Consider the following 20366-nt stretch of genomic DNA (forward strand, 5'->3'; position numbering starts at 1 on the left):
GCTACGGGACCCTGCCGGGGATCTCGACGAACGCGTCTCGCGCCGAGAGGCGGTCGAGGGTGTCGTCGACGCGGTCTCGGACGGCCTCCATCCGGTCGATGAGCTCCTCGTACTCGTCGGTGTCCGTAGTGTCGGTGGCTTCTAACGCGGCCTTCTTCGACGCCAGCGCGAAGAACTCCTGGCTGTGCTCGTCGAACTCCGCGCGGTGGAGCAGCACCTCGACGAGCCCGAGCAGGTCCTCCCGCGTGACGGGCTTTGTTTTGTAGTCGTCGAACGGCATCTCGACGATGTCGACGTCGGGCTCGACCGCGGTCAGCATCGCGATCCGCGCGTCGTACCCATCCTCGCGTATCGCCTCCAACACCTCGTGGCCCGACATCTCGGGCATCCGGCGGTCGAGGAGGACTACGTCGACCGACTCGTCCATCATCGAGAGGGCCTCCTCGCCGCTGGTGGCGATCCGCGCCTCGTAGGCCGCGTCGAGATACACCCGGTACAGCTCGGCGAGGTCGGGCTCGTCGTCGACCGCGAGGACCGTGGGCGGCGTCTCGGCGTCGCTCATGACCGGAGGACCGCAGTCCGCTGATCGCCCGCTGCGATTCCCGGACCGCCGCGGTCGACCGCCGTTCGTGCGCTCATGACCCGTGCTACCCGCGGCACCCGTTAAAACGTTGACCTATGAATATCAGAACTGATACTGGAGAGATCACCCGATAGCGGATTCCCGACGACTCAGCGAGGCGCCTCCGTGTATCTTGCGGGGTCGACCTCCCCGGTCGGATCGGGAGACCACCGTGACCCAAAGGCACATTTACGCGCGCTTCCTAACCGGCATTAACGAATGTCTCATAGCCCCTCACTGCCCGACCGTCCCCGTCTGGAGCTCGATCCGGAAATGAGCGAGACGGAGCGGCTCGAGGCGATCCGCCAGCATTACCGGCGGATACTGCAGGTGAACGACGAGCTTGAGGACCGACTCGACGACGCGCAGGACCGGCGCGGCGAGTTGAAGACGGACGTCGACGAGCTGAAACGCGAGAACGAGGTGCTGAAGACCTCTTCGCTGTACATCGCCTCGGTCGAGGAGATCACCGAGGACGGCGTCGTCATCAAGCAGCACGGCAACAACCAGGAGGTGCTGACGCAGGCGTCCACCACGCTGGAGTCCGACCTCCGGCCGGGCGACCGCGTCGCGATCAACGACTCCTTCGCGGTCCAGCAGGTGCTCGACGACGAGACCGACTCCCGGGCGCAGGCGATGGAGGTCACCGAGTCGCCCGACGTCGAGTACGCCGACATCGGCGGGATCGACGACCAGATCCGCGAGGTCCGCGAGGCCGTCGAGGACCCGCTCGACGACCCCGAGCAGTTCGAGGCGGTCGGCGTCGAGCCGCCGAGCGGCGTCCTCTTACACGGCCCGCCGGGCACCGGGAAGACGATGCTGGCGAAGGCGGTCGCCAACGAGTCCGACGCGACGTTCATCAAGATGGCCGGCTCCGAGCTCGTCCGGAAGTTCATCGGCGAGGGCGCCCGGCTCGTCCGCGACCTGTTCGAGCTCGCCGCCGAACGCGAGCCCGCCGTCATCTTCATCGACGAGATCGACGCCGTCGCCGCCAAGCGGACGGACTCGAAGACCTCGGGCGACGCCGAGGTCCAGCGGACGATGATGCAGCTGCTCTCCGAGATGGACGGCTTCGATGACCGCGGCGAGGTCCGGATCATGGCCGCCACGAACCGCTTCGACATGCTCGACGAGGCGATCCTGCGTCCCGGCCGCTTCGACCGGCTCATCGAGGTGCCCGAGCCGAACGCCGAGGGCCGCGAGCGCATCCTGGAGATCCACACCCAGGACATGAACGTCGCCGCGGACACGGACGTGGGCGAAGTCGCCCGCGAGCTCGACGGCTACAGCGGCGCCGACATCGCCTCGCTGGCGACCGAGGCCGGGATGTTCGCGGTCCGCGACGGGCGCACCGAGGTCAGGCAGTCGGACTTCGAGGCCGCACGCGAGAAGCTGCAGGACGCCGAGCAGACCGAAGAGCAGGTCATCAACTACCAGTACTAGCGGCACTGATCGGCGGTCGATTTTTAAGTACCCGTGTCGGCAGTCCGCCGAGAGACGATCGCTTCGTAACCCCTTAGCGCGGGGGCCGCCGATCCGATCGTAATGAACACCATCCACGTCGCCGGCGGCGTCGGGGTCGCCGACACGGCGATGGCCTCCTACGACGCCGCGCTCGCGGACGCCAACCTCCACAACTACAACCTCGTCGCGGTCTCTTCTGTCGTTCCCGCCGAGGCGACCGTCGAGGCGGTCCCGGAGGCGCCGGACCTCGGCCCCGCGGGCAACCGACTCACGGTCGTCGAGGCGCGTCGCACCGTCGGACCGGGCGACGAGGTCGACTTCCGCGAGGGCGGCCGCGCCGGCGCGGAGGACGCCGACTCGAAGCGCGCGCCGCGTCGCCGCCCCGACGTGGTCGCCGGGCTCGGCTGGGCCACCGGTCCGGGGCCCGGGCTGTTCTACGAAGTGACCGGCGAGGACCCCGATGACGTGCGCGAGCGGATCACGGCCGGGCTCGACGAGGGCGGCGACCTCCGCGACTGGGACCTGCCGGACCGCGAGGTCCGCGTGGAGACGGCGGCCGCGGCGCCCGAGCGGTTCACGACGGCGGTCGTCATCGCGGCGTACGGCGAGTCCGAGCCGATCCTGTAGGCGCCCAGGCGGCGCCTCGCGGCGCCCCCACGCGGATCACCCTCGTCGACGCCTTTTTGAACCGTCTCCGCGTATCAGACGTGTCTTCGATGAACGGCAACAACCCGTACGCCGGGGCACCGGGTGTGACGAACGCGGGCGAGCCCGCGGCCGTCGACCTCTCTCCGGACCAAGAACGGCGCCTCCGGCGCGCGGTCGCCGGAATCGTCTCGCGAACCGAGTCGTATCTCCCGAACAGCTACGCTGTCGGCTCCGAGCTGTCGGTCGGCGCGAACGGGCCGCAGGCGACCGTCGCCGTCAACCCGCCGGCGGGCCACCCGGTCTCGGCCGGGTTCACGCCCGACCCCGACGAGCTGGACGCCGGTATCGCCGACGCCGACACCGACGAGGTCGCTCGCGGACTGGCCGCGAGCGCCGCGATGCAGGTGATGGACGCGGTCGGCGACGTGACGCCGACCGCGAAGTGACCCCTGGTCACTCACTCTCCGCTTCTCCGACCGTTTCTCCCGCTGACGCCGGCGGCTCCAGCGTCCCCGTCACCCGCCCGTAGATCCCGAATATCTCCTCGTACCCCTCCTCGCTCGCGAGGATCGGGACCACGCCCGCCTCCTCGACGCGGTGGGTGTACACGTCGTCCTCGGCGAACACGGCGCCGACGGGGATCTCCTCGAAGTTGGCGAAGTTGACGTGCGGGACGCCGCCACCCTTCGGCACCTCCTCGTCGCCCGCGACGACCGTCGTCTCGGTGAACGTCGGCGGCTCGTCGTCGATCGCCCCGTGCGCCCGGAGGAACGCCAGACAGGCCTCGTAGCCGAACGCGACCGCTTCCTCGCTTCCCTGTTTCCCGACCTCGATCGAGACGGTGTGCGGGACGGTGGAGTCCAGCGTCGTCCCGCGGAGGCCGCTCGCGTCGACGACGTAGTCGACGGGCATCGCCGTTACGCTCCGCCGGACCGACGGCGTGAGCTCGCTGAAGATCGCGAACGGCGGCGGCGCGCTGTGGGACGTGTGGAGCGCGAGCACCGCGTCCATCCCCGCGAGCTCGTCCGCGAGCCGCGGCGCGAGCGCCCGCTCGTACTCGTCGCTGTCGGCGTCGCCGGGGAACGCGCGGTTCAGATCCGTGTCCGTGTACCGCGTTCCGGCCGAAAGCGCGGGCTCGTTGGCGACGATCAGCCGAACGATCCCGTCGCCGGACCCCGCTCCCTCCTCGCCGAGCTCGTCTGCGAGTCGCCTGACGATCCGCTCGCCGGCGGGCTCGTCGCCGTGGATCCCGCCGACGATCGCGACGCGGGCCGACCCCGCCGACCCGCGGTCGATCGTTTCCATAGGCCCACTACGTGCCGGTCCGCATAAAGTGTCGCCGTTCTTGAAAGGAGCGATCGGAGGCGTCGGGGAGCAGCGCGGGGTGAAAGCCGGGTCGCCGCCGGGACGCAGGTCGGGTCGCCGCCGGGACGCAGGTCGGGTCGCCGCCGGGACGCAGGTCGGGTCGCCGCCGGGACGCGATCCGCGCGCTTAACGAGGGGCAGCGATCAGACCGGATCGATGCACGCACCCAACGCCCGCCGCGAGGTGAGTCGGTAACGTGGTCGACGCCGAGACCGCCGTCGACGGCGAGAACACTGACGATCCCGAAGTCGCCGACGATCCCGAAGTCGCCGCCGACCTCGGAACCGAACCCGCCGGAGCCGTCGGGACTTCGACGGACGACCCGCTCAAGGCGGAGATCATGCGCGCGACCTACGGAGCGCTGGTCAAACGGGGGTACAGCGACCTCACGATACAGTCGATCGCCGACGAGTTCCCCAAGAGCAAGTCCCTGCTCTACTACCACTACGACGGGAAAGACGACCTCCTCGCGTCGTTCCTCGGGTTCGCGACAGAGCGGTTCCGCCGGGAGATCGACGTCGAGACCGACGACCCGGAGGCGCAGCTCCGCTCGCTCGTCGACCGGCTCGTCCCCGAGTCGCTCGACGACGACGAGTACCGCCTGCAGGTGGCGCTGTTGGAGCTCCGCAGCGAGACGCCTCACAACGAGCGGTTCCGCGAGCAGTACGCCGTGGTCGACGAGAGCCTCAAATCGGCGATCGCCGACGTGCTCAGCCGCGGGGTGGAGTCGGGCGCGTTCGCAGCCGACGCGGACCCCGACACCGAGGCGGAGGCCCTCGTCTCCCTTCTCACCGGCGCCCGGACCCGCCGGCTCTCGACGCACGAGCGGTTCCCGATCGGGGGCACGCGGACCGCGCTCGACGCGCACCTCGATCGGCTCCTCGCCGACCCCGAGCCGGAGCGCTAGCTCGCCCTCCGTCGGAGTCGGCCGTCGGCCGTCACGGTCCGCCACCGATCGGCCGTCGACCTACCGACCGAGCCGCTCCGCGAGGGCCGCGCGGTACCGCCCCGCCAGCTCTCTGGCGACGAGCCGGTCGCGGGGATCGACGCCGATCGCGTGCAGCGCGCCCGCGTACACCGCGATTCCGCCCGCGGCTCCGACGACGACGGCGGCCCGCCCGGGGACGGCCTCCCGGATCGCCCGCATCGCGACGAGCGCCGCGCCGCCCGCCGCGAGCGGCGTGAGATAGGTGCGGTCGAACGGCCACAGCCCCTCGAAGTGTCGCAGCAGGACGACCTGAACCGCGTTCTGTACCGCGATCGCCAGCGACGTGCCGAGCGCGGCCCCGACGAGCCCGTACCGGACGACGAACGCGTAGGTCAACGCGACGTTGAGGGCGGCGAGCAGCCAGTCGAGCGCCATCCGCGCGTACTGGTGGTCGGTCATCATCAGGAGCCAGCCGGTCGCGCCCACCGCGCTGCCGACGAACACCCCGCCGAGGTAGACGACGAGGGGGAGGTACCCGGCGACGTACGGCTCCCCGAACAGCCCGAGCAGCTCCCGGCCGAACACCGCGAGCACGGCGAGGATCGGGATCACCGTCGTGACGATCTGGCGGGTCACCGACGCGTACACCGCGTTGAGCGTCTCGACCCGGTCGTCGGCGTACAGGTCGGAGGCGACCGGCGGCAGCAGTTGGTTGAAGGAGAGCAGCGGGATCCACGCGATCGCGATCAGCACGAGGACGACGTTGTACACCCCCGCGGCGGTCGCCGTCAGCAGCGCGCCGACGAGCAGCACGTCGACGCGGTTCTGGAACACCTTCCCGAGGCTGCTCATCGCGACCGGCGCCGCGTGGTTGTAGAACCGCCCGGCTTCCCGGCGGAACCCTCGCAGCGACGGGACGACACCGGTCACACGCGCGGAGAGCGGCGCGGCGACGGCCGCGAGCAGCGCGGTCGCGACGACGATACCCCCGGCGACGCCGACGACCGAGTAGCCGAGCGCCAGCGCGGCGACCGCGCCGACGAGTCGGACGCCGGGTCGGAGGAGCTTGTTGAAGGCGATCTCGCCGCGAGCGGAGCCGACCGCGCGGAATACCGCGGACGCGACCATCACGACGCCGAGCAGGCCGACGAGGAAGCCGAAGGCCCGCATCGTCGGCGGGAACGCGGGGTCTTCGACGGTGAGCGCGCCGATCCGCGGGGCGGCCAGCCAGACCCCGGCGGCGATGGCGGCCCCGAACCCGAGCGTCGTGGCGTACGCGAGCCCGGCGACGACCCCCTGTCGACCGGAGTCGTCCGCGTACTCGGGGAGGTAGCGCTGGAGCGCCGGGACGCTCCCGAACGTGACGAGCCGCGAGAGCAGCTGGGCGATCCGCCACGCCAGCGCGTACACGCCGTACGCGGTCGGGCCGAGCCCCCGGGTGAGCGCGAACTCGGTCGCGGCCGTGAGCGCGCGCTGGCCGGAGACGCCGCCAGCGGTAATCACCGCGCCGCCCGCGATCGTCAGGAGCGCCTCGCGCTCGTCGTCGGGGACGGCGTCTTCGGGGACGGCGTCTTCAGGGACGGTGTCGGCTCCGCTCGCGGAATCGGCTGACCCGTCGCCGCCGGCACCGGATCGGTCGTTCACGAGTCACCTCGACGTGGTCCGGCTCGGGAGAAAAGCGACTCGTTCCGCCGCCGACAGATACGCTACCAGCGCTGATGAACGTGTTCGCGGACGAACTCCTCGTACACGTCCGCGACGGCCCGCCGGTCGGCCTCGTCGAGGGGCGTGAGGTCGCTCGCGGCCGCGTTCGCCCGGACGTGTTTGGGCGTCGTCGACCCCGGAATGACCGTCGAGACGGCCTCGTGGTCGAGGATCCAGCGCAGCGAGAGCTGCGGGAGCGAGAGGTCGTCGCCGGTCGCGTCGCTCGGGTCCTCGGCGACCGCGTCGACGCGCTCCCCGAGCGCGTCCGCCGCGTCGAGGCCGACCTCGTAGGGGACGCCGGCGAACGTCTCGCCCACGTCGAACGCGTCGCCCTCGCGGTTGTAGTTGCGGTGGTCGTCCTCCGGGAAGTCGCTGTCCCGCGAGAGCGCGCCGGTGAGCAGGCCGGAGGCGAGCGGGACCCGACAGATCACGCCCACGCCGCGGGCGGCGGCCTCCTCGAGGAACAGCTCGGCGGGGCGCTGTCGGAAGGGGTTGAAGATGATCTGGACCGATTCGACGCCCGGGTACGCGATCGCCTTGAGCCCCTCCTCGACGCGTTCGACGCTGACCCCGTAGTTCGCGATCCGCCCCTCGTCGGCGAGCGTCTCGAGAGCGTCGAACGTCTCCGGTCGGTAGTAGACGTCCGTCGGCGGACAGTGGAGCTGGACCAGGTCCAGCGTCTCCACCCCGAGGTTCTCCCGCGACCGGTCCACGAACCGGCGGAGGTTCGCCTCGTCGTACCCGTCGGCGACGTGGGGGTCGAGCCGGCGGCCGGCCTTCGTCGCCACCGTCACGTCGTCGCTCGCGATGTCGGCGTCGAGCACGTCGCCGAGGATCCGCTCCGAGCGCCCGTCGCCGTACACGTCGGCGGTGTCGAAGAAGTCGATCCCGGCGTCGCGGGCGGCCTCGACGGCTTCGACCGCCTCGGACTCGCTCACGTCGCCCCAGTCGCTCCCGATCTGCCACGAGCCGTAGCCGACCTCGCTGACCGCGCCGACGTCGCCGAGCGTTCGGTGGTTCATGTTCGCGTCCAACTGGTCGGCCGGACCCCAAGGGCGTTCCGGAGGCGGAACCGGATCCGCATGTCGGCGCGCAGTCACGGAAAATAAACCGCTCGACGCCGTATCCAGCCACATATGCAGTTCTGTGACGACTGCGGCTCGATGATGGTCTCTCGCGACGGGGAGATGGTGTGTCAGAACGACGACTGCGGCGGCACCGCCGAGCGCGACGAGGGCCTCGCGGCCGAGTTCGAGTCGACGACCGAACAGACCGGCGACGAGGTGATCGAGACGGAGGAGGGCGCGAACTTCGAGGGGAAGCCGACCGCCAACGACGTCGTCTGCGACGAGTGCGGCCACGGCGAGGCGTGGTACACGATCAAACAGACCGGCGCCGCCGACGAACCTCCGACGCGCTTTTTTAAATGCAAGGAGTGCGGGCACCGGTGGAGAGGGTACAACTGACCGCTCTCTACAGGCGGGGCAGGCCGAGTGCCTCGGGGCTTGACCCCGAGGCGGTTCACGAATCGCTCTCCAGCCTCGCCCCGAGGAACTTCGCCACCGCTTCTCCCACGTCGCCGGACCGGCCGACGAAGAAGTGGTCGGACTCGACTGCCCGCGTCTCGATCCCCAGTGCTTCCGCCCGCTCCACCACGGGCTCCCAGTCGGCGGTCGAGTCGCGGGTCGCGTACAGGACTCGCGTCGCCACGTCGAGAGCGACGAGGTCGTCGAGGGCCGCGACCGCGTCCACCTCGGGGTTCAGCCGCGCGGTCGGCGCGAGCGCGCAGACCCCGGCGAGCCCGGGCCGCGAGGCGGCCGCGACGAGCGCGACGGTCCCCCCGAACGAGAAGCCGAACAGGCCGACGCGCTCGTAGCGCTCGGCCGCCCAGCCGACCGCGTTGTCGGCGTCGGTGCTCTCGCCGTACCCCTCGTCCCAGTCCCCGTAGTCGAACCGGAGGCAGTCGATCCCTCGGTCGGTCAGGGCGTCGCTGACGGCGGTGAGGCGCTCGTCGCCGCGGTGGCCCCCGTGTTGCGGGTGCGGCGGGCAGGCGACGACGACCGCGTCGGCGCGAGGGCCGTCGTCGCTGGCGTCGCCGTCGCTCGCGGCGGTGTCGAGGGTGGCGCGCACGTCGCGGCCGCCGGGAACGAGAACGGTGTCGCTCACGGATACACCTCTTTTCGCCCCGTCAGGGGACCTGCGTCACGCGCTCGACGTCGTCGAGCGCGGCCAAGTCGTCCGCGAGCGCCTCCTGGTCGACGGTCGCCTCGTAGTAGAAGACGAGGTCGAAGGTGCCGTCGCGGAGCAGCTGCTGGCACTCCCAGACGAACTCCTCGTCGTCGACCGTGAGTCCCTGGAACTGGTTCGACGAGAAGTTCGTGTCGTCGTTGCCGGCCTCGATGTACGCCTCGCCCTTGCCGGCGTGCTCGGCGATGACGTCGTTGATCGCGACCGTGAGCTCGTGCATCTCCAGGTCCTCTTGCCCCCCGAGCGTCGTGTGGACGATACAGCCCGCGAGTTCGATGTCGCCCGGTTCCAGCAGGGCCTTCGTCCGCGTGTAGAGGTCGGAATCGACGGTCTCGCTCATAGCCGATCGTTCCGGCTCCCGCGATAAACGGGTGACGGTTCCCCGCGCTCTCCGCGGCTCCCGCTCTCCGGGACTCACCGACGCAACGAGACGACGACCTCGCTCGCGCCTCCGTCCGCCGGGCGCTCCTCGTCTACCGGGCGCTCTTCGTCCGCCGGGAGCTCCTTGTCCGCCGGGCGCTCCTCGACCGTCACGAGCCCGTCGTCCGCGAGGTCCGCGATCAGCCCGCGGAGCCACTCCCGACCGTGTTCGCCGTCGGGCGCGTAGTCCACGCGAACGCGGGGCCCGAGGTCGTCGAGCGCCAGCTCGTCGTACTCCCCGAGGACTCGGACCACCCGCCCGCGGAACTGCCGGCGGCTCCCCTCGAAGCTCGGCTGTTCGGGCACGTCGGGCGCGGTGAAGTCGCCGGTCTCGTAGGCGTGACACCACCCCCGCCACGGGCAGCCGGCCTCGTCGCAGCGCGGGGTCGTCCCGCAGGCGACGCCGCCCAGCTCCATGATCGCGTTGTTCCAGACGCGAGACTCGCCGTCGGGCATCGCACGCGAGGCGACCCGCGCGAACGCCGCGTCGTCGTCCGGGACCGCGAACGCGCGGTGGAGGACGCGCTTCACGTTGGTGTCGACGACGGCGTCCCCGTTGTCGAACGCGAACGACGCCACCGCGTTGGCGGTGTAGGGGCCGACGCCCATCAGCTCCTGCAGCTCCGCGGGCGACTCGGGGAACTCGCCGTCGTAGTCGTCTTCGACCTGCCCCGCGGCCTCGTGGAGGTACTTCGCGCGGTTGTTGTAGCCGAGCGAGTGGTCCGACCAGAACGCGACCACGTCGCCGCGGTCGGCGTCGGCGAGGTCGCCGGTCGTCGGCCACTCCTCGACGAACTCCTCCCACGCTGGGACGACCCGGTCGAGCTGGGTCTGTTGGCTCATCACCTCGCTCACGAGGATCTCGTAGGGGTCCTCGGTGCGTCGCCACGGGAACTCGCGGTGGTCCGCCTCGTACCAGTCGACGAGCGCCTCGCGGACCGCGTCGAGGTCGGCCGGCAGCCCGGGAGCGTCGCCGTCGGCGAGTCCCTCGGTGCCGCCGTCGGTGCGGAGAGACACGTCGTCGCCGACGCCGACTCCCGCCGCGTCCGGATCGGTCATTACCGATGGTCGGGTCGGCGGTCGTTTATCAGTGCTGGTCCGGGTCGGGACGGTCGTCCCCGCCGCGGTGCCGGTCCGCGTCCGACGCGACCGGCTCCATCGAGCGCGGGTCGCGGTCGGGGCCCGGGTAGTCGCCGCCGACGGCCTCCGGGTACAGCCGCGCCGGGGAGAACACGGTCGCGAACGCGCGCGGCTCGCGGACGCTCACCGCCATCCGGTCTCGGAGCCCGGCGGCGGCTCCCGGCCCGGTAAGCGACGGGTCGAGGCTGACGACCTGCATCGCGCCGCCGCGGTACGCCGACGCCAGCGCCGGGTGGTCGCCCGCGGGGTGCGCCACCGGCTCGCGCCACGCCTCGACCGCGCCGCGCCAGTCGGCCGCCAGTTCGTCGTCCGCGAGCGCGGCGATCACCGCCTCGGCCTCGTCGAGGAGCGGGTCGCTGGCGACGAGCGCAGTCCACGCGTGCGACCGCAGCGCGTCGAGCGCGTCGCGTGCCGAGCCGCCGCCGAGGAGGTCGGCCGCGAGTACGTCGGTATCGGCGACGACGCGCGCCGGGCTCGGATCGCGGTCGACGGGCGGGAGGTCGTCGGTGGCGTCGCTCTCGGGGATGCCTCCGGAGTCGCCCGCAGACGCCGACCGACGCTCGGCCAGCGCCTCGCTCACCGCCTCGGCGTCCGCGTCGTACTCGGCGGCTCGATCGAAGAGATCGGCGAAGGTCGCGGTCATACGGGAGGTGTCGACGGCCACGGGTATCGGGTTTGCGGCCGGTGGGGGGAAGAGGTGTCGGGGCCGAGGCTGTTCGTTCGAGAAAGCGTGAGAAGAGCCTAGGCCGAGATTTGAACTCGGGGTCTCGTCCTTACCAAGGACGCGCTTTACCGCTAAGCTACCCAGGCGCAATCAGTCGTTGACGGGAGTCGACTTTAGGGGTTTCGATTCGGGGCGACCCGTCACGGAGACACACACCGTCCCGGCGCCGTCGGGCGACCTCACCGGTCGGTCGCGCTCACGGCGCGCTCGGAGATGTCGGCGATCCGGTCGGCGGTCGTCTCGGGGAGCGCGCGGCCCGGCGGCGGGAACTCGCCGTCGTAGTCGGCCGCCAGCTCGCGGGCGTACGTCAGCAGCTCCTCGGGCGGCTCGCCGCCGACGGCGGTGGTGCCGGCGACGACCGCGAGCTCGAGGGCGTCGATCTCCAGGTTCCGGTCGAGCGCGGTCGCCGCGGCGAGGTCGGTCCCCTCGCGCTCGCGGACCGTCTGGTCGCGGCCGAACGCGCGTACGACTTCGACCGCGGCGGCTGCGGCGTCGGTGCACGCGAGCAGGGAGAAGCCGCGCGAGACGAGCACGTCGGCGGTCAACACGTCCATGTCGGCGTCGATGTCCGACTCCTGCGTCGCCGCGGTGACCCAGGGCTCCTCGTGGGCCACCGACCGAGTGAGTCGGAGCCCTTCGTAGATGAGCTGCACGCCGGCCGCCCGGTCGACCACCGCATCGGGGTCGACGTCGGGGTCGACCGCGCGGGCGGTCACCAGCGCCAGCACCCCGGGCGTCACGGCGGCGTTCGCGATCCGGTCTTCGAGGGTCTCACGCAGTTGTTCGGGCTCGACGTCGGCGAGCGCCTCACACGCGGCGTCACGCGCTCGCGCGGCATCGTCCATTAGGTAACGGTAGTCGATCGAGGGGCAAAGACCTTTGGAAACGAACGGGATACTCCACTGTGATCCGCACCCGAGACGGCGACGCGGTCCGCGTCGTGACGATCGACCGACCGGCGCGCCGGAACGCCCTCCGGCCCGAAGACCTGACCGCGCTCCGCACCGCCGTCGCCGACGCCGAGGCGCCCGTGACCTACCTCCGCGGCGCCGGCGAGGCGTTCTGCGCCGGCGCCGACCTCGACGTGGTCGCCGGCCTCGACGACCCCGCGTCGTTCGCCCGCGCGGGCCAGCGAACGACCGCGGCGATCGCCGACGCGGAGACGGTGGTCGTCTGCGGGGTCGACGGCCCGGCGCGCGGCGGCGGCGTCGAGATCGCGCTCGCGGCCGACCTCCGGGTCGCCACGCCCGCGGCGACGTTCGCGGAACCCGGCGTCGCGTTCGGCCTGTTCGGCGCGTGGGGTGGGACCGTCCGCCTGCCGCGGGTGATGGGCGAGGGCGACGCGCTCGACTTCGCGCTCTCGGGACGCGTGCTCGACGCCGACGCGGCGCTCCGGACCGGGCTCGTCTCCCGGATCGTCGACGATCCGCGGTCCGTCGCGGACGCGATCGCGACCGGGGAGCCGGACGCGCTCCGCGCGATCAAACGCCGCGTGCGGGACCGGCGCGACGACGAGGCGCAGGAGCGCGCGGAGGCGACCGCGTTCGCCGACCTCGTGCGCGCTCACGCCGACGACATCGCGGCGACGCGGGGGGACTGAGCCGTGCCGGGCACCGCCGCCCTCCCCGTGATTCGTCGCCCCTGCCCGCCCGCAGTCGGTCGGATGTGACAGGTTTAAGTAATCGTCCGACCAACTGTCAGATGCGAAGCCCGCACCGGTAGTGTAGTGGTATCACGCAACCTTGCCATGGTTGCAACCCGAGTTCAAATCTCGGCCGGTGCATTTCTCGAACGTAGTGAGAGAAATCACCGAGTGATTTGAACTCAGAAAGGTGCAGCCCGCGCAGCGAACGAAGTGAGCGAGCAGGACCGTCTTTCCATAGTTCAAATCTCGGCCGGTGCATCTTCTCGCTACGCTCGAAGATACACCGGCCTGCCTCCCGTTCGCTCCGCTCACGGGAGTCTCGGCCGGTGCTTTCTCTAATCGGTCTAGTTGGATAGTCACAGGTTTCCTAATCAGGGTTTGGCGCGCGCCTCCGAGTGGCCGCGCTCGGCGGTCACGAGGAGCGCGTGCGAGGGAGTCGGCCGGCGCGTATACGCGCCGGCCGACGAGGCTGGGGAGGCGTGAGGTGCTGTGCGGTCGCGGTCGGGTGGGACTCAAAGGGGCAGTCGAGAGGGCGGCGCAGGCGTTCACGAGAGAAAAGCTCTCGTGAGCCAACCAGAACGCAGAGCGTTCTGATGACGACGTAAGCACCGCAGCGAAGGAGCGGTAGCGACTGAGCGAGGAGCACAGCGAGCGTGCGCCGCTCTCCCGGCTGGGGCTTTGGATGTGTTTACCGTTGATACGTTACTAACCATTTATAAGCGATCGATCGGGCCGGCGAACGCGCTTCCGATCGAACCACGGCCGACCCCTCCCACATACCGATCCGAACCCCATACCGTCACGGTTAGGTTCGCCGGTTCGTTTGAACACGTAAACCCGTCTCGCCGGCGGCCGCGCCGGCGAGCCCGACCCCACCATGCAACAGTACCTCGATCTCGTCGACGACACCCTGTCGACGGGCACGTACAAGCCGAACCGAACCGGCGTCGACACGATCGCGACGTTCAGCGGGCAGTACACCGTCGACCTCGCCGAGGGGTTCCCCCTGCTCACGACCAAGAAGATGGACGGCTACCGCTGGAACTCGCTGATCCACGAGGTGCTCTGGTACCTCTCCGGCGAGGAGCACGTCCGGAACCTCCGCGAGGAGACGAAGATCTGGGACGCGTGGGCCGACGACGAGGGGCGCCTCGACACCGCCTACGGCCGGTTCTGGCGCCGGTACCCGGTCCCGGACGAGGACGCCGCGCTCCCGGGCGAGACGTGGCCCGAGGACGCCCACCGCTGGGTCACCGTCGAGGAGGGTCCCGACGGCGCCGAGCGCCGGACGTTCGATCAGATCCAGTACGTGCTCGACACCCTCGAGGAGAACCCCCGGTCGCGCCGGATGGTCGTCAACGCGTGGCACCCGGCCAACGCCGCGACCTCGACGCTCCCGCCGTGTCACTACACCTTCGTCGTGAACGTGCAAGACGGCCGGCTCAACCTCCACCTCACGCAGCGCTCGGGCGACATCGCGCTCGGGGTCCCGTTCAACATCGCCGCGTACGCCCTGCTCGCGAACGCGCTCGCGCAGCGGACCGGGTTCGAGGTGGGCGAATTCGGCCACACCGTCGTCGACGCGCACGTCTACTGCGGGCGCGGCGACCGCGGGAAGTGGTACGCGAACAACCTCCGATACGTACAGGACCGGCTCGCCACCGTCGAGAGCAAGGCCGACTACCTCGACGTGAAAGACTGGGTCGAGCGCACCGCTCCCGACGAGGCGGACGGCGAGGAGGGGTACGACCACGTGCCCGGGCTGCTCGAACAGCTCTCGCGGGAGCCGCGCGAACGCCCCCGGATCGAGATCGCCGACGTGCCGCTCGACGAGCTGACCTACGAGGACGTCGAGGTCGTCGACTACGACTCCGCGGACGGCATCTCGTTCGCGGTCGCCGAGTGATGGCCGGCGACGCGTCCGCCGGCGGCGACGCCGACGCAGTCGAGGCCGCCGACGTCGACCTCGTCCTCGTCGCCGCAGTCGCCGAGAACGGCGTCATCGGCGATAGCGGCGGCATGCCGTGGCACTACCCGGCCGATCTGGCGCACTTCAAGCGGCTCACGACCGGTCACCCCGTGATCGTCGGCCGCGCGACCTACGAGAGCATCGCCGACCGGATCGGCGGCCCGCTCCCCGACCGCACCAGCGTCGTGTTGACGACGCGCGACCCCGATCTCCCCGACGGCGCGGTCGTCGCGAACGACACTGACGAGGCGGTCGACCTCGCGGCCGCGGACGCCGCCGAGCGCGGCGTCGACGAGGCGTACGTCATCGGCGGCGCGACCGTCTACGAGCAGTTCCTCGATCGTGCCGACCGAATGGTCCTGACTGAGGTCCCCGGGCGACCCGACGGCGACACGCGCTTCCCGGACTGGGACGCCGCGGAGTGGTCGGAAACGGAGCGCGAGGTCGTTGCGTCCGAGGACGGGGACTCCGAGAGCGACGACGAGGCCGGCGGCGACGGCGACCTCGCGTTCGTCACCTACGAACGGACCGGCGGTTGAAGCGGGAGACCCCGAGCCCGCCGTCCGGTCGGGAACTGACGTGTACCGATACGGTCTCAAATTAGTCGTCTCTCTGCGCATCCACTCACCTATCGCCGAGATATTATCTGAAAAACTGCAAATATATCGAAAACGGTGATCGTGACAACATTTTTGAGTGCAGACCATGTTATGTGTTCTCATGGCACTATCAGAAGCCGCGACCGAACCCGAGCGCTGCCCGTTCTGCGGGTCGGACATCGCGTCCCCTGGTGCGGGATTCATGCGTCACGTGGAGAACGAGCCCGAGTGCCGCGACGCGTTCGACACGTGGCGCGACCGCGTCAGCGACGACATGCGGGGCGGCTGGGCGGGGTGAGGAAACCGTGCGGGGCGGCTGGGCGGAATGACAACGACACGACGCGGTCGCCGGGCCCCGAGGCAGACCGGTCAGCTCCGCAGGGCTTCCACGGGGCGCTCGTTTGCCGCCTTCCACGCGGGGTAGGCCCCGCTGACGAGCCCCACGCCGACGCCGAACCCGAGCGCCAACAGGAGGTAGTAGCCGTTCGTCGGGTCGATCACGAGCGCGGCGTCGACCGCGGGCGTCGCGGCCACGAGCCCGGCGACGAGCAACACGGTCAGCAGCGTCCCCGCCGCCGCGCCCGCGGCGCCGATGAGCCCGGCCTCCGCCAACAGCACGCGCAACACGTCCCGGCGCGTCACGCCGACAGCGCGCATCACGCCGATCTCCTGTCTCCGCTCGACGGTGCTCATCAGCATGACGTTGAGGATCGAAACGCCGGCGACCACGAGCGAGATGGCGCCGAGTCCGAGCAGGAACGTGCTGAGGAGATCGAAGAACTCGTTGATCTCGTCGACGATCGCCGCCAGTTCGAACAGGTCGACGCGCTCCTCGCGGGCGTTCACGTCCTCGCGGATCGCGTCCGCGGCGGCCCGCGCCGTCTCCCCCGACTCCGCGACGACCAGCGCCTGCGCGTAGCCGTCGGCGGAGAACGCCGACTCCGGGAGGAAGACGGCGTCGTCGGGCGCGACCGGACTGAACGTTTGGCTCTCGGCGAGCACGGCGACGACGCGGACCTGCGTCCCCGCGATACCGACCGTGTCGCCCGCGCCGACGCCGAGGTCCTCGGCGACGCCCGCGCCGACGATCGCGCCCTGCCGGTGGCGGTCCGGGAGCCTCCCCTCCGCGGCCTCGAACGCGAGCCCCGGCTCCTCGACGCCGTACACCGTCGCGAAGGTCTGTGAACTCGCTCCCTCGACGACCGCGCTGTCGGAGTACAGCGGGACGACGGCCGGGTCCCCGACCGCCGGGTCGTCGACGGCACGCCGGATCGCCGCCACGTCGGCCGCCGAGAGCGACTCCACCCCGGCGTCGGCGTTCGGCGACACCACCACCTGCGTGCCGATGTCGCCGATGGCGTCGTCGGCGCCGAGCGCGAGCACGTTCCCGAAGATCCCCAGCGCCGCGACCGCGAGCACGCCGATACACACGCCGAGCACCGCGAGGACCGTTCGCACGCGGTTCCGCCGGAGGTTCCGCGACGCCATCGAGACGGCGGGACGCCAGCCCCGGAGCCAGCCGGTGACTCCGCGGCCGCTCGCCGTCCCGTCGCTGCTGTCGTCGCTCGCCGTCCCGTCGCTGCTGCCGTCGCTCATCGCTCCTCCGGGGCGAGCGCGGCGGTCGCGTTCCGGTCCGAGGGGGAGCCGTCGGCCGAGTCCGTCTCGCCCGCGATTCCGCCCTTCAACACCCCGTCTCTGAGCTCGACGACGCGGTCCGCGAACTCCTCGACGAGCGGGTCGTGCGTGACGGCGATGACGGCGACCCCCTCCTCCTTCACGCGCTCGAACTCGGCGAGGATCGACTCGCCGGTCTCCGTGTCGAGGTTCCCCGTCGGTTCGTCCGCGAGCAGCACCGCGGGCTCGTTGATGAGCGCCCGGGCGATCGCGACCCGCTGTTTCTGCCCGCCGGACAGCTCCGACGGCTCGTGGTCGAGCCGGTCGCCGAGCCCGAACCGGGCGAGCAGGTCGGCGGCGCGGTCGCGCTCGTCGCCGGGATCGAACGCGGTCGGGAGCGCAACGTTTTCGACCGCGGTCAGCGTCGGCAGGAGGTGGAAGTCCTGAAAGACGAACCCGATCGACTCCTTGCGGGCCGCGGTGCGCTCGGCGACCGAGAGCTCGGTCACGTCGGTGCCGTTCAGCAGGCGCCACCCCTCGGTGGGGTCGTCAAGGAGCCCGAGCACGTTGAGCAGCGTCGACTTTCCGGAGCCGCTGGGCCCGACCACCGCGACGAACTCCCCCGGCTCGACCGCGAAGTCCACGTCGTCGAGCGCGACCACCGGCTCGGCGCCCCCGCCCGGGTACCGCTTGGTCGCCCCGCGCAGTTCGACGCTATACATCGCGCCGACGGATCACGGCCCCGGCGATCGCGACGCCCGCGACGCCGACGAGCCCGACGAGTCCGAGCGTCCCGAGCGTGCCGACGGTGCCGGAGTTATCCCCTCCGCTGTCGCCCGAATCGGGGAGCGCCACCGTCGCGGTCTCGGTGTACCGCACGCCGCGCTCGGTGTACGCGATCCGGATCGGGATCTCGTTCGCCACGGACGCGTTCGCCGCGGTCCGGAGGTCGAAGGCGACGAAGTCGCCCGCGCCCACGCTCCCGACGAAGTACTCCCGCCCGGCCGGCGTCGGCTCGATCCCGTCGGCGTCGGCGACGGAGACGACGACCCCCTCCAGCTCGCCGGTGCCCGCGTTGCCGAGGTTGGCGTCGACAACCACCTCGCCGTCGTCGGTCGTTCGGACGGTCGCGTCGGTGACGGTCGGGCTCCCCTCCCGCGGCGGGTACTGCAGCGTCGACACCGCCGTGCGGTTCGCGCTTGCGCCCGTCCGCGAGTCGGGCTCGGACCGGAACGCCGCCGTCACCGTCACGTTCGAGCGCTCGTCGAGGGGGCCGAGGTCGACGATCACGCGCCGCTCCTCGCCGGGCGAGACGTCCTCGACGACGAAGGGGCCGACGTCCGGCTCGGTCTCGTCGTCTCCGGCCCCGTCCCCGCCGTCACCATCGCCCGCCCCGACCGGCGTGCCGACGGCGGTCAGACTCACGCGGTCAGCGGTCGAGGTCCCGGTGTTGACGACGGTCACCGCGACCGGGGAGTCCGCGGACTGAACCGCCTCGCTCTCGCCGTCCTCGTTGGCCTGGAGGCCGCCGCCACCGCCGCCGCCGAAGACGCCGTCGATGCCGCCCAGGTCGATCCCGCCGGCGCTCTGGTCCTCGTCGTCGCTCTGGAGGTCCTCCGGCGAGAGCGCGCGCGTCCGCACGTCGAGCGCGACCTCGGCCGGCTGGACGTCGACGATCACGTCGCGCGTCACCGTGACGGTCCCGCCGTCCTCCTCGCCGCCCGTCGCCTCCTGCTCGGCGACGACCTCGACCGTGAGCCGGTGTTCACCCGGCTCGTCGAAGCGGGTCCACAGGACCACGTCGGTCGCGTCGCCCGCCGAGAGCGCCCCGACGGCGGTCGCCTCGTCGCGGGCGTCACCGTCCTCGCCGTCGCTCCCGTCGTCGTCCCCGTCGCCCGCGTCGAGGAGCCGGACGCTCGTCACGTCGGCCGCCGCCGGACTGCCGCCGGAGTTCGAGACGCTCACGTTCACCGCTACCCGCTCGCCGACGACCGGCTCGGTCGAACTCGCGTCGACCCCGTCGATCGCGATCCGGGCGTCTGGCACCGCCGCTGCCGCGCCGACGGCCCCCATCAGCGCCAGCAGGGCCACCAGCACGGCTGTCGTTCTCGTCGATATCAATGTCACCAGTGTTACGGGACCGGCCGGGATATATCCGTCGTAGGCGGAGGTGTCGCGGCGGCGACGGCCGAGCGCCGCCCCGGGCCGCTGACCGACGCGGACGTATATGATACCGGGTCCCGGACCGCAGGTACCGGTTACGGATGCTTTTTCAACCGCCCGGCGTAAGAGGGGGTAATGAGCCGACGCGACACCGCGAGAGCGGGTGATCGACGATGATGGGCGGTAACGACCAGCAGGCGTACGACCGCGGCACGTCGCTGTTCTCGCCGGACGGTCGGATCTACCAGGTCGAGTACGCCCGCGAGGCGGTCTCGCGCGGCGCGCCGAGCGTCGGCGTCCGGACGGCCGACGGCGTCGTCTTCGTCGCGATGTCCCGCGCGTCCTCGACGCTGATGGAGGCCGAGAGCATCGAGAAGCTCCACAAGCTCGACGACCACCTCGGCACCGCGAGCGCCGGCCACGTCGCCGACGCCCGCCAGCTGATCGACCTCGCGCGCCGCCAGTCGCAGGGGAACCGCCTCCGCTACGGCGAGCCCGTCGGCGTCGAGACGCTGACGAAGTTCGTCACCGACCACATCCAGGAGAACACCCAGCGCGGCGGCACCCGCCCGTACGGCGCCGCGCTCCTCATCGGCGGCATCGACGAGGGCGAGCCGCGCCTGTTCGCCGCCGACCCCTCCGGCACCCCCAACGAGTGGAAGGCGACCGTCATCGGCGGCGGCCGCTCCGACATCCAGGGCCACCTCGAGGAGGAGTGGACCGAGGGGCTCTCGCTCGACGCGGGCGTCGAACTCGGGATCGCCGCGCTCGCCGCCCACGACGACGAGTTCGAGCCGGCCGACCTCGCCGTCGCCACGGTCACCGAGGCCGACGGCTACCGGACCCTCCCCGTCGACGAGATCGCCGAGGCGTTCGAGGCCGCCGGGCTGACGACGGAGGACGAGGAGGAGGAGGACGGCGAGGACGCTGACGCCGACGACGAGGAGTAATTCGCTCGCCTCTCGGTTTCTGTTCTCTTCGTCCCCCGTTTTCCGTTCTCTTCGTCCCCCGTTTTCCGTTCTCTTCGTCCCCCGTTTTCCGTTCTCTTCGTCCCCCGGTTTCCGTTCTCCTCGTCCCCCGTTTTCCGTTCTCTTCGTCGTTTCCCGTCGCGCAG

General features: G+C 71.1%; 22 protein-coding genes and 2 tRNA genes. 11 read left to right on the plus strand and 13 right to left on the minus strand.

The annotated features are described in order from the left end of the window. Position 1: 1 nt before the first annotated feature. Positions 2–562, minus strand: coding sequence for a response regulator (locus tag C468_RS05570; RefSeq protein ID WP_008847899.1), 561 nt, complete (start codon positions 560–562; stop codon positions 2–4). Between the two features lie 279 nt (positions 563–841). Between C468_RS05570 and pan2 the strand changes: the two genes are divergently transcribed. The 3 genes from pan2 to C468_RS05585 all read left to right on the plus strand — a co-directional run bounded on the left by pan2 (position 842) and on the right by C468_RS05585 (position 3180). Continuing rightward, positions 842–2065 carry a proteasome-activating nucleotidase Pan2 gene (gene pan2 / locus C468_RS05575; RefSeq protein ID WP_008847900.1) on the plus strand — a complete coding sequence of 408 codons (1224 nt, stop codon included), beginning with the start codon at positions 842–844 and terminating at the stop codon, positions 2063–2065. Between the two features lie 102 nt (positions 2066–2167). After that, positions 2168–2713 (plus strand): pyruvoyl-dependent arginine decarboxylase, encoded by a 546-nt coding sequence (locus C468_RS05580; protein WP_008847901.1) that lies wholly within the window; start codon positions 2168–2170, stop codon positions 2711–2713. Between the two features lie 89 nt (positions 2714–2802). Further along, on the plus strand, positions 2803–3180 hold the full coding sequence (locus C468_RS05585) for a DUF5811 family protein (RefSeq protein ID WP_008847902.1): 378 nt from the start codon (positions 2803–2805) through the stop codon (positions 3178–3180). A 7-nt stretch (positions 3181–3187) separates the two neighbouring features. On the opposite strand, the gene C468_RS05590 is transcribed toward C468_RS05585, so the two are convergent. Continuing rightward, complete coding sequence (locus C468_RS05590; protein ID WP_008847903.1) at positions 3188–4039, minus strand: succinylglutamate desuccinylase/aspartoacylase domain-containing protein; 852 nt, start codon at positions 4037–4039, stop codon at positions 3188–3190. A 256-nt stretch (positions 4040–4295) separates the two neighbouring features. Here C468_RS05590 and C468_RS05595 point away from each other — a divergent pair, with 256 nt between their 5' ends. Continuing rightward, positions 4296–5006 (plus strand): TetR/AcrR family transcriptional regulator, encoded by a 711-nt coding sequence (locus C468_RS05595; protein ID WP_008847904.1) that lies wholly within the window; start codon positions 4296–4298, stop codon positions 5004–5006. Between the two features lie 60 nt (positions 5007–5066). Here C468_RS05595 and C468_RS05600 read toward each other — a convergent pair whose 3' ends face one another. Further along, positions 5067–6671, minus strand: coding sequence for a lipopolysaccharide biosynthesis protein (locus C468_RS05600; RefSeq protein ID WP_008847905.1), 1605 nt, complete (start codon positions 6669–6671; stop codon positions 5067–5069). A gap of 62 nt (positions 6672–6733) precedes the next feature. Beyond that, complete coding sequence (locus C468_RS05605) at positions 6734–7753, minus strand: aldo/keto reductase (RefSeq protein WP_008847906.1); 1020 nt, start codon at positions 7751–7753, stop codon at positions 6734–6736. A 114-nt stretch (positions 7754–7867) separates the two neighbouring features. On the opposite strand from C468_RS05605, the gene C468_RS05610 reads away from it, so the two are divergent. Beyond that, entirely contained in the window at positions 7868–8197 is a 330-nt protein-coding gene (locus C468_RS05610) for a transcription factor S (protein WP_008584210.1), read from the plus strand. Positions 8198–8252: 55 nt separating this feature from the next. Here C468_RS05610 and C468_RS05615 read toward each other — a convergent pair whose 3' ends face one another. From C468_RS05615 to C468_RS05640, 6 genes are all read right to left on the minus strand, one after another. Then, positions 8253–8897 (minus strand): alpha/beta hydrolase, encoded by a 645-nt coding sequence (locus tag C468_RS05615; protein WP_008847907.1) that lies wholly within the window; start codon positions 8895–8897, stop codon positions 8253–8255. A gap of 22 nt (positions 8898–8919) precedes the next feature. After that, positions 8920–9318, minus strand: coding sequence for a DUF5778 family protein (locus tag C468_RS05620; RefSeq protein WP_008847908.1), 399 nt, complete (start codon positions 9316–9318; stop codon positions 8920–8922). Between the two features lie 74 nt (positions 9319–9392). Next, the gene (locus tag C468_RS05625) at positions 9393–10457 is read right to left on the minus strand and encodes an A/G-specific adenine glycosylase (protein WP_008847909.1); all 1065 of its coding nucleotides are present in this window, start codon (positions 10455–10457) and stop codon (positions 9393–9395) included. 28 nt (positions 10458–10485) lie between these two features. Continuing rightward, entirely contained in the window at positions 10486–11181 is a 696-nt protein-coding gene (locus C468_RS05630) for a DUF7384 family protein (protein WP_008847910.1), read from the minus strand. 95 nt (positions 11182–11276) lie between these two features. Then, positions 11277–11348: transfer RNA gene (locus C468_RS05635), tRNA-Thr, on the minus strand. 93 nt (positions 11349–11441) lie between these two features. Next, positions 11442–12107, minus strand: coding sequence for a DUF7114 family protein (locus C468_RS05640; protein WP_008847911.1), 666 nt, complete (start codon positions 12105–12107; stop codon positions 11442–11444). Positions 12108–12166: 59 nt separating this feature from the next. Here C468_RS05640 and C468_RS05645 point away from each other — a divergent pair, with 59 nt between their 5' ends. From C468_RS05645 to C468_RS18535, 5 genes are all read left to right on the plus strand, one after another. Continuing rightward, positions 12167–12862 (plus strand): enoyl-CoA hydratase/isomerase family protein, encoded by a 696-nt coding sequence (locus C468_RS05645; protein ID WP_008847912.1) that lies wholly within the window; start codon positions 12167–12169, stop codon positions 12860–12862. Positions 12863–12974: 112 nt separating this feature from the next. Continuing rightward, positions 12975–13045 (plus strand) — tRNA-Gly (locus tag C468_RS05650). Between the two features lie 739 nt (positions 13046–13784). Then, on the plus strand, positions 13785–14813 hold the full coding sequence (thyA, locus tag C468_RS05655) for a thymidylate synthase (RefSeq protein WP_008847913.1): 1029 nt from the start codon (positions 13785–13787) through the stop codon (positions 14811–14813). Continuing rightward, positions 14813–15415: a dihydrofolate reductase gene (locus C468_RS05660; RefSeq protein WP_008847914.1), complete on the plus strand. Its 603-nt coding sequence runs from the start codon at positions 14813–14815 to the stop codon at positions 15413–15415. The genes thyA and C468_RS05660 overlap by 1 nt, the downstream gene beginning before the upstream one ends. A 181-nt stretch (positions 15416–15596) precedes the next feature. Beyond that, positions 15597–15773, plus strand: coding sequence for a DUF7501 family protein (locus C468_RS18535; RefSeq protein WP_169330897.1), 177 nt, complete (start codon positions 15597–15599; stop codon positions 15771–15773). A 71-nt stretch (positions 15774–15844) separates the two neighbouring features. Here C468_RS18535 and C468_RS05665 read toward each other — a convergent pair whose 3' ends face one another. Genes C468_RS05665 through C468_RS05675 form a run of 3 tightly spaced genes read right to left on the minus strand, consistent with a single transcriptional unit; the run spans position 15845 to position 19216 of the window. Continuing rightward, positions 15845–17071 carry an ABC transporter permease gene (locus tag C468_RS05665; protein ID WP_008847916.1) on the minus strand — a complete coding sequence of 409 codons (1227 nt, stop codon included), beginning with the start codon at positions 17069–17071 and terminating at the stop codon, positions 15845–15847. Next, the gene (locus C468_RS05670) at positions 17068–17811 is read right to left on the minus strand and encodes an ABC transporter ATP-binding protein (RefSeq protein ID WP_008847917.1); all 744 of its coding nucleotides are present in this window, start codon (positions 17809–17811) and stop codon (positions 17068–17070) included. The genes C468_RS05665 and C468_RS05670 overlap by 4 nt, the downstream gene beginning before the upstream one ends. Then, positions 17804–19216 carry a hypothetical protein gene (locus tag C468_RS05675; protein ID WP_241430987.1) on the minus strand — a complete coding sequence of 471 codons (1413 nt, stop codon included), beginning with the start codon at positions 19214–19216 and terminating at the stop codon, positions 17804–17806. Before C468_RS05675 ends, C468_RS05670 begins: the two co-directional genes overlap by 8 nt. A 209-nt stretch (positions 19217–19425) precedes the next feature. On the opposite strand from C468_RS05675, the gene psmA reads away from it, so the two are divergent. Next, positions 19426–20202: an archaeal proteasome endopeptidase complex subunit alpha gene (gene psmA / locus C468_RS05680; RefSeq protein WP_193788248.1), complete on the plus strand. Its 777-nt coding sequence runs from the start codon at positions 19426–19428 to the stop codon at positions 20200–20202. The last annotated feature ends 164 nt before the right edge of the window (positions 20203–20366 follow it).

Origin of the sequence: Halorubrum kocurii JCM 14978 (assembly GCF_000337355.1) — an archaeon.
In the GTDB taxonomy this organism is placed as follows: domain Archaea; phylum Halobacteriota; class Halobacteria; order Halobacteriales; family Haloferacaceae; genus Halorubrum; species Halorubrum kocurii.

Excerpts from the sequence above, each read along its gene's own strand:
- C468_RS05570 (WP_008847899.1), bottom strand. The coding sequence starts at position 562 with ATGAGCGACGCCGAGACGCCGCCCACGGTCCTCGCGGTCGACGACGAG.
- psmA (WP_193788248.1), top strand. The coding sequence starts at position 19,426 with ATGATGGGCGGTAACGACCAGCAGGCGTACGACCGCGGCACGTCGCTG.
- C468_RS05610 (WP_008584210.1), top strand. The coding sequence starts at position 7,868 with ATGCAGTTCTGTGACGACTGCGGCTCGATGATGGTCTCTCGCGACGGG.
- C468_RS05620 (WP_008847908.1), bottom strand. The coding sequence starts at position 9,318 with ATGAGCGAGACCGTCGATTCCGACCTCTACACGCGGACGAAGGCCCTG.
- C468_RS18535 (WP_169330897.1), top strand. The coding sequence starts at position 15,597 with ATGGCACTATCAGAAGCCGCGACCGAACCCGAGCGCTGCCCGTTCTGC.
- C468_RS05585 (WP_008847902.1), top strand. The coding sequence starts at position 2,803 with ATGAACGGCAACAACCCGTACGCCGGGGCACCGGGTGTGACGAACGCG.
- C468_RS05605 (WP_008847906.1), bottom strand. The coding sequence starts at position 7,753 with ATGAACCACCGAACGCTCGGCGACGTCGGCGCGGTCAGCGAGGTCGGC.
- C468_RS05630 (WP_008847910.1), bottom strand. The coding sequence starts at position 11,181 with ATGACCGCGACCTTCGCCGATCTCTTCGATCGAGCCGCCGAGTACGAC.
- pan2 (WP_008847900.1), top strand. The coding sequence starts at position 842 with ATGTCTCATAGCCCCTCACTGCCCGACCGTCCCCGTCTGGAGCTCGAT.
- C468_RS05640 (WP_008847911.1), bottom strand. The coding sequence starts at position 12,107 with ATGGACGATGCCGCGCGAGCGCGTGACGCCGCGTGTGAGGCGCTCGCC.
- C468_RS05590 (WP_008847903.1), bottom strand. The coding sequence starts at position 4,039 with ATGGAAACGATCGACCGCGGGTCGGCGGGGTCGGCCCGCGTCGCGATC.
- C468_RS05670 (WP_008847917.1), bottom strand. The coding sequence starts at position 17,811 with ATGTATAGCGTCGAACTGCGCGGGGCGACCAAGCGGTACCCGGGCGGG.
- C468_RS05665 (WP_008847916.1), bottom strand. The coding sequence starts at position 17,071 with ATGAGCGACGGCAGCAGCGACGGGACGGCGAGCGACGACAGCAGCGAC.
- C468_RS05625 (WP_008847909.1), bottom strand. The coding sequence starts at position 10,457 with ATGACCGATCCGGACGCGGCGGGAGTCGGCGTCGGCGACGACGTGTCT.
- C468_RS05660 (WP_008847914.1), top strand. The coding sequence starts at position 14,813 with ATGGCCGGCGACGCGTCCGCCGGCGGCGACGCCGACGCAGTCGAGGCC.
- C468_RS05580 (WP_008847901.1), top strand. The coding sequence starts at position 2,168 with ATGAACACCATCCACGTCGCCGGCGGCGTCGGGGTCGCCGACACGGCG.
- thyA (WP_008847913.1), top strand. The coding sequence starts at position 13,785 with ATGCAACAGTACCTCGATCTCGTCGACGACACCCTGTCGACGGGCACG.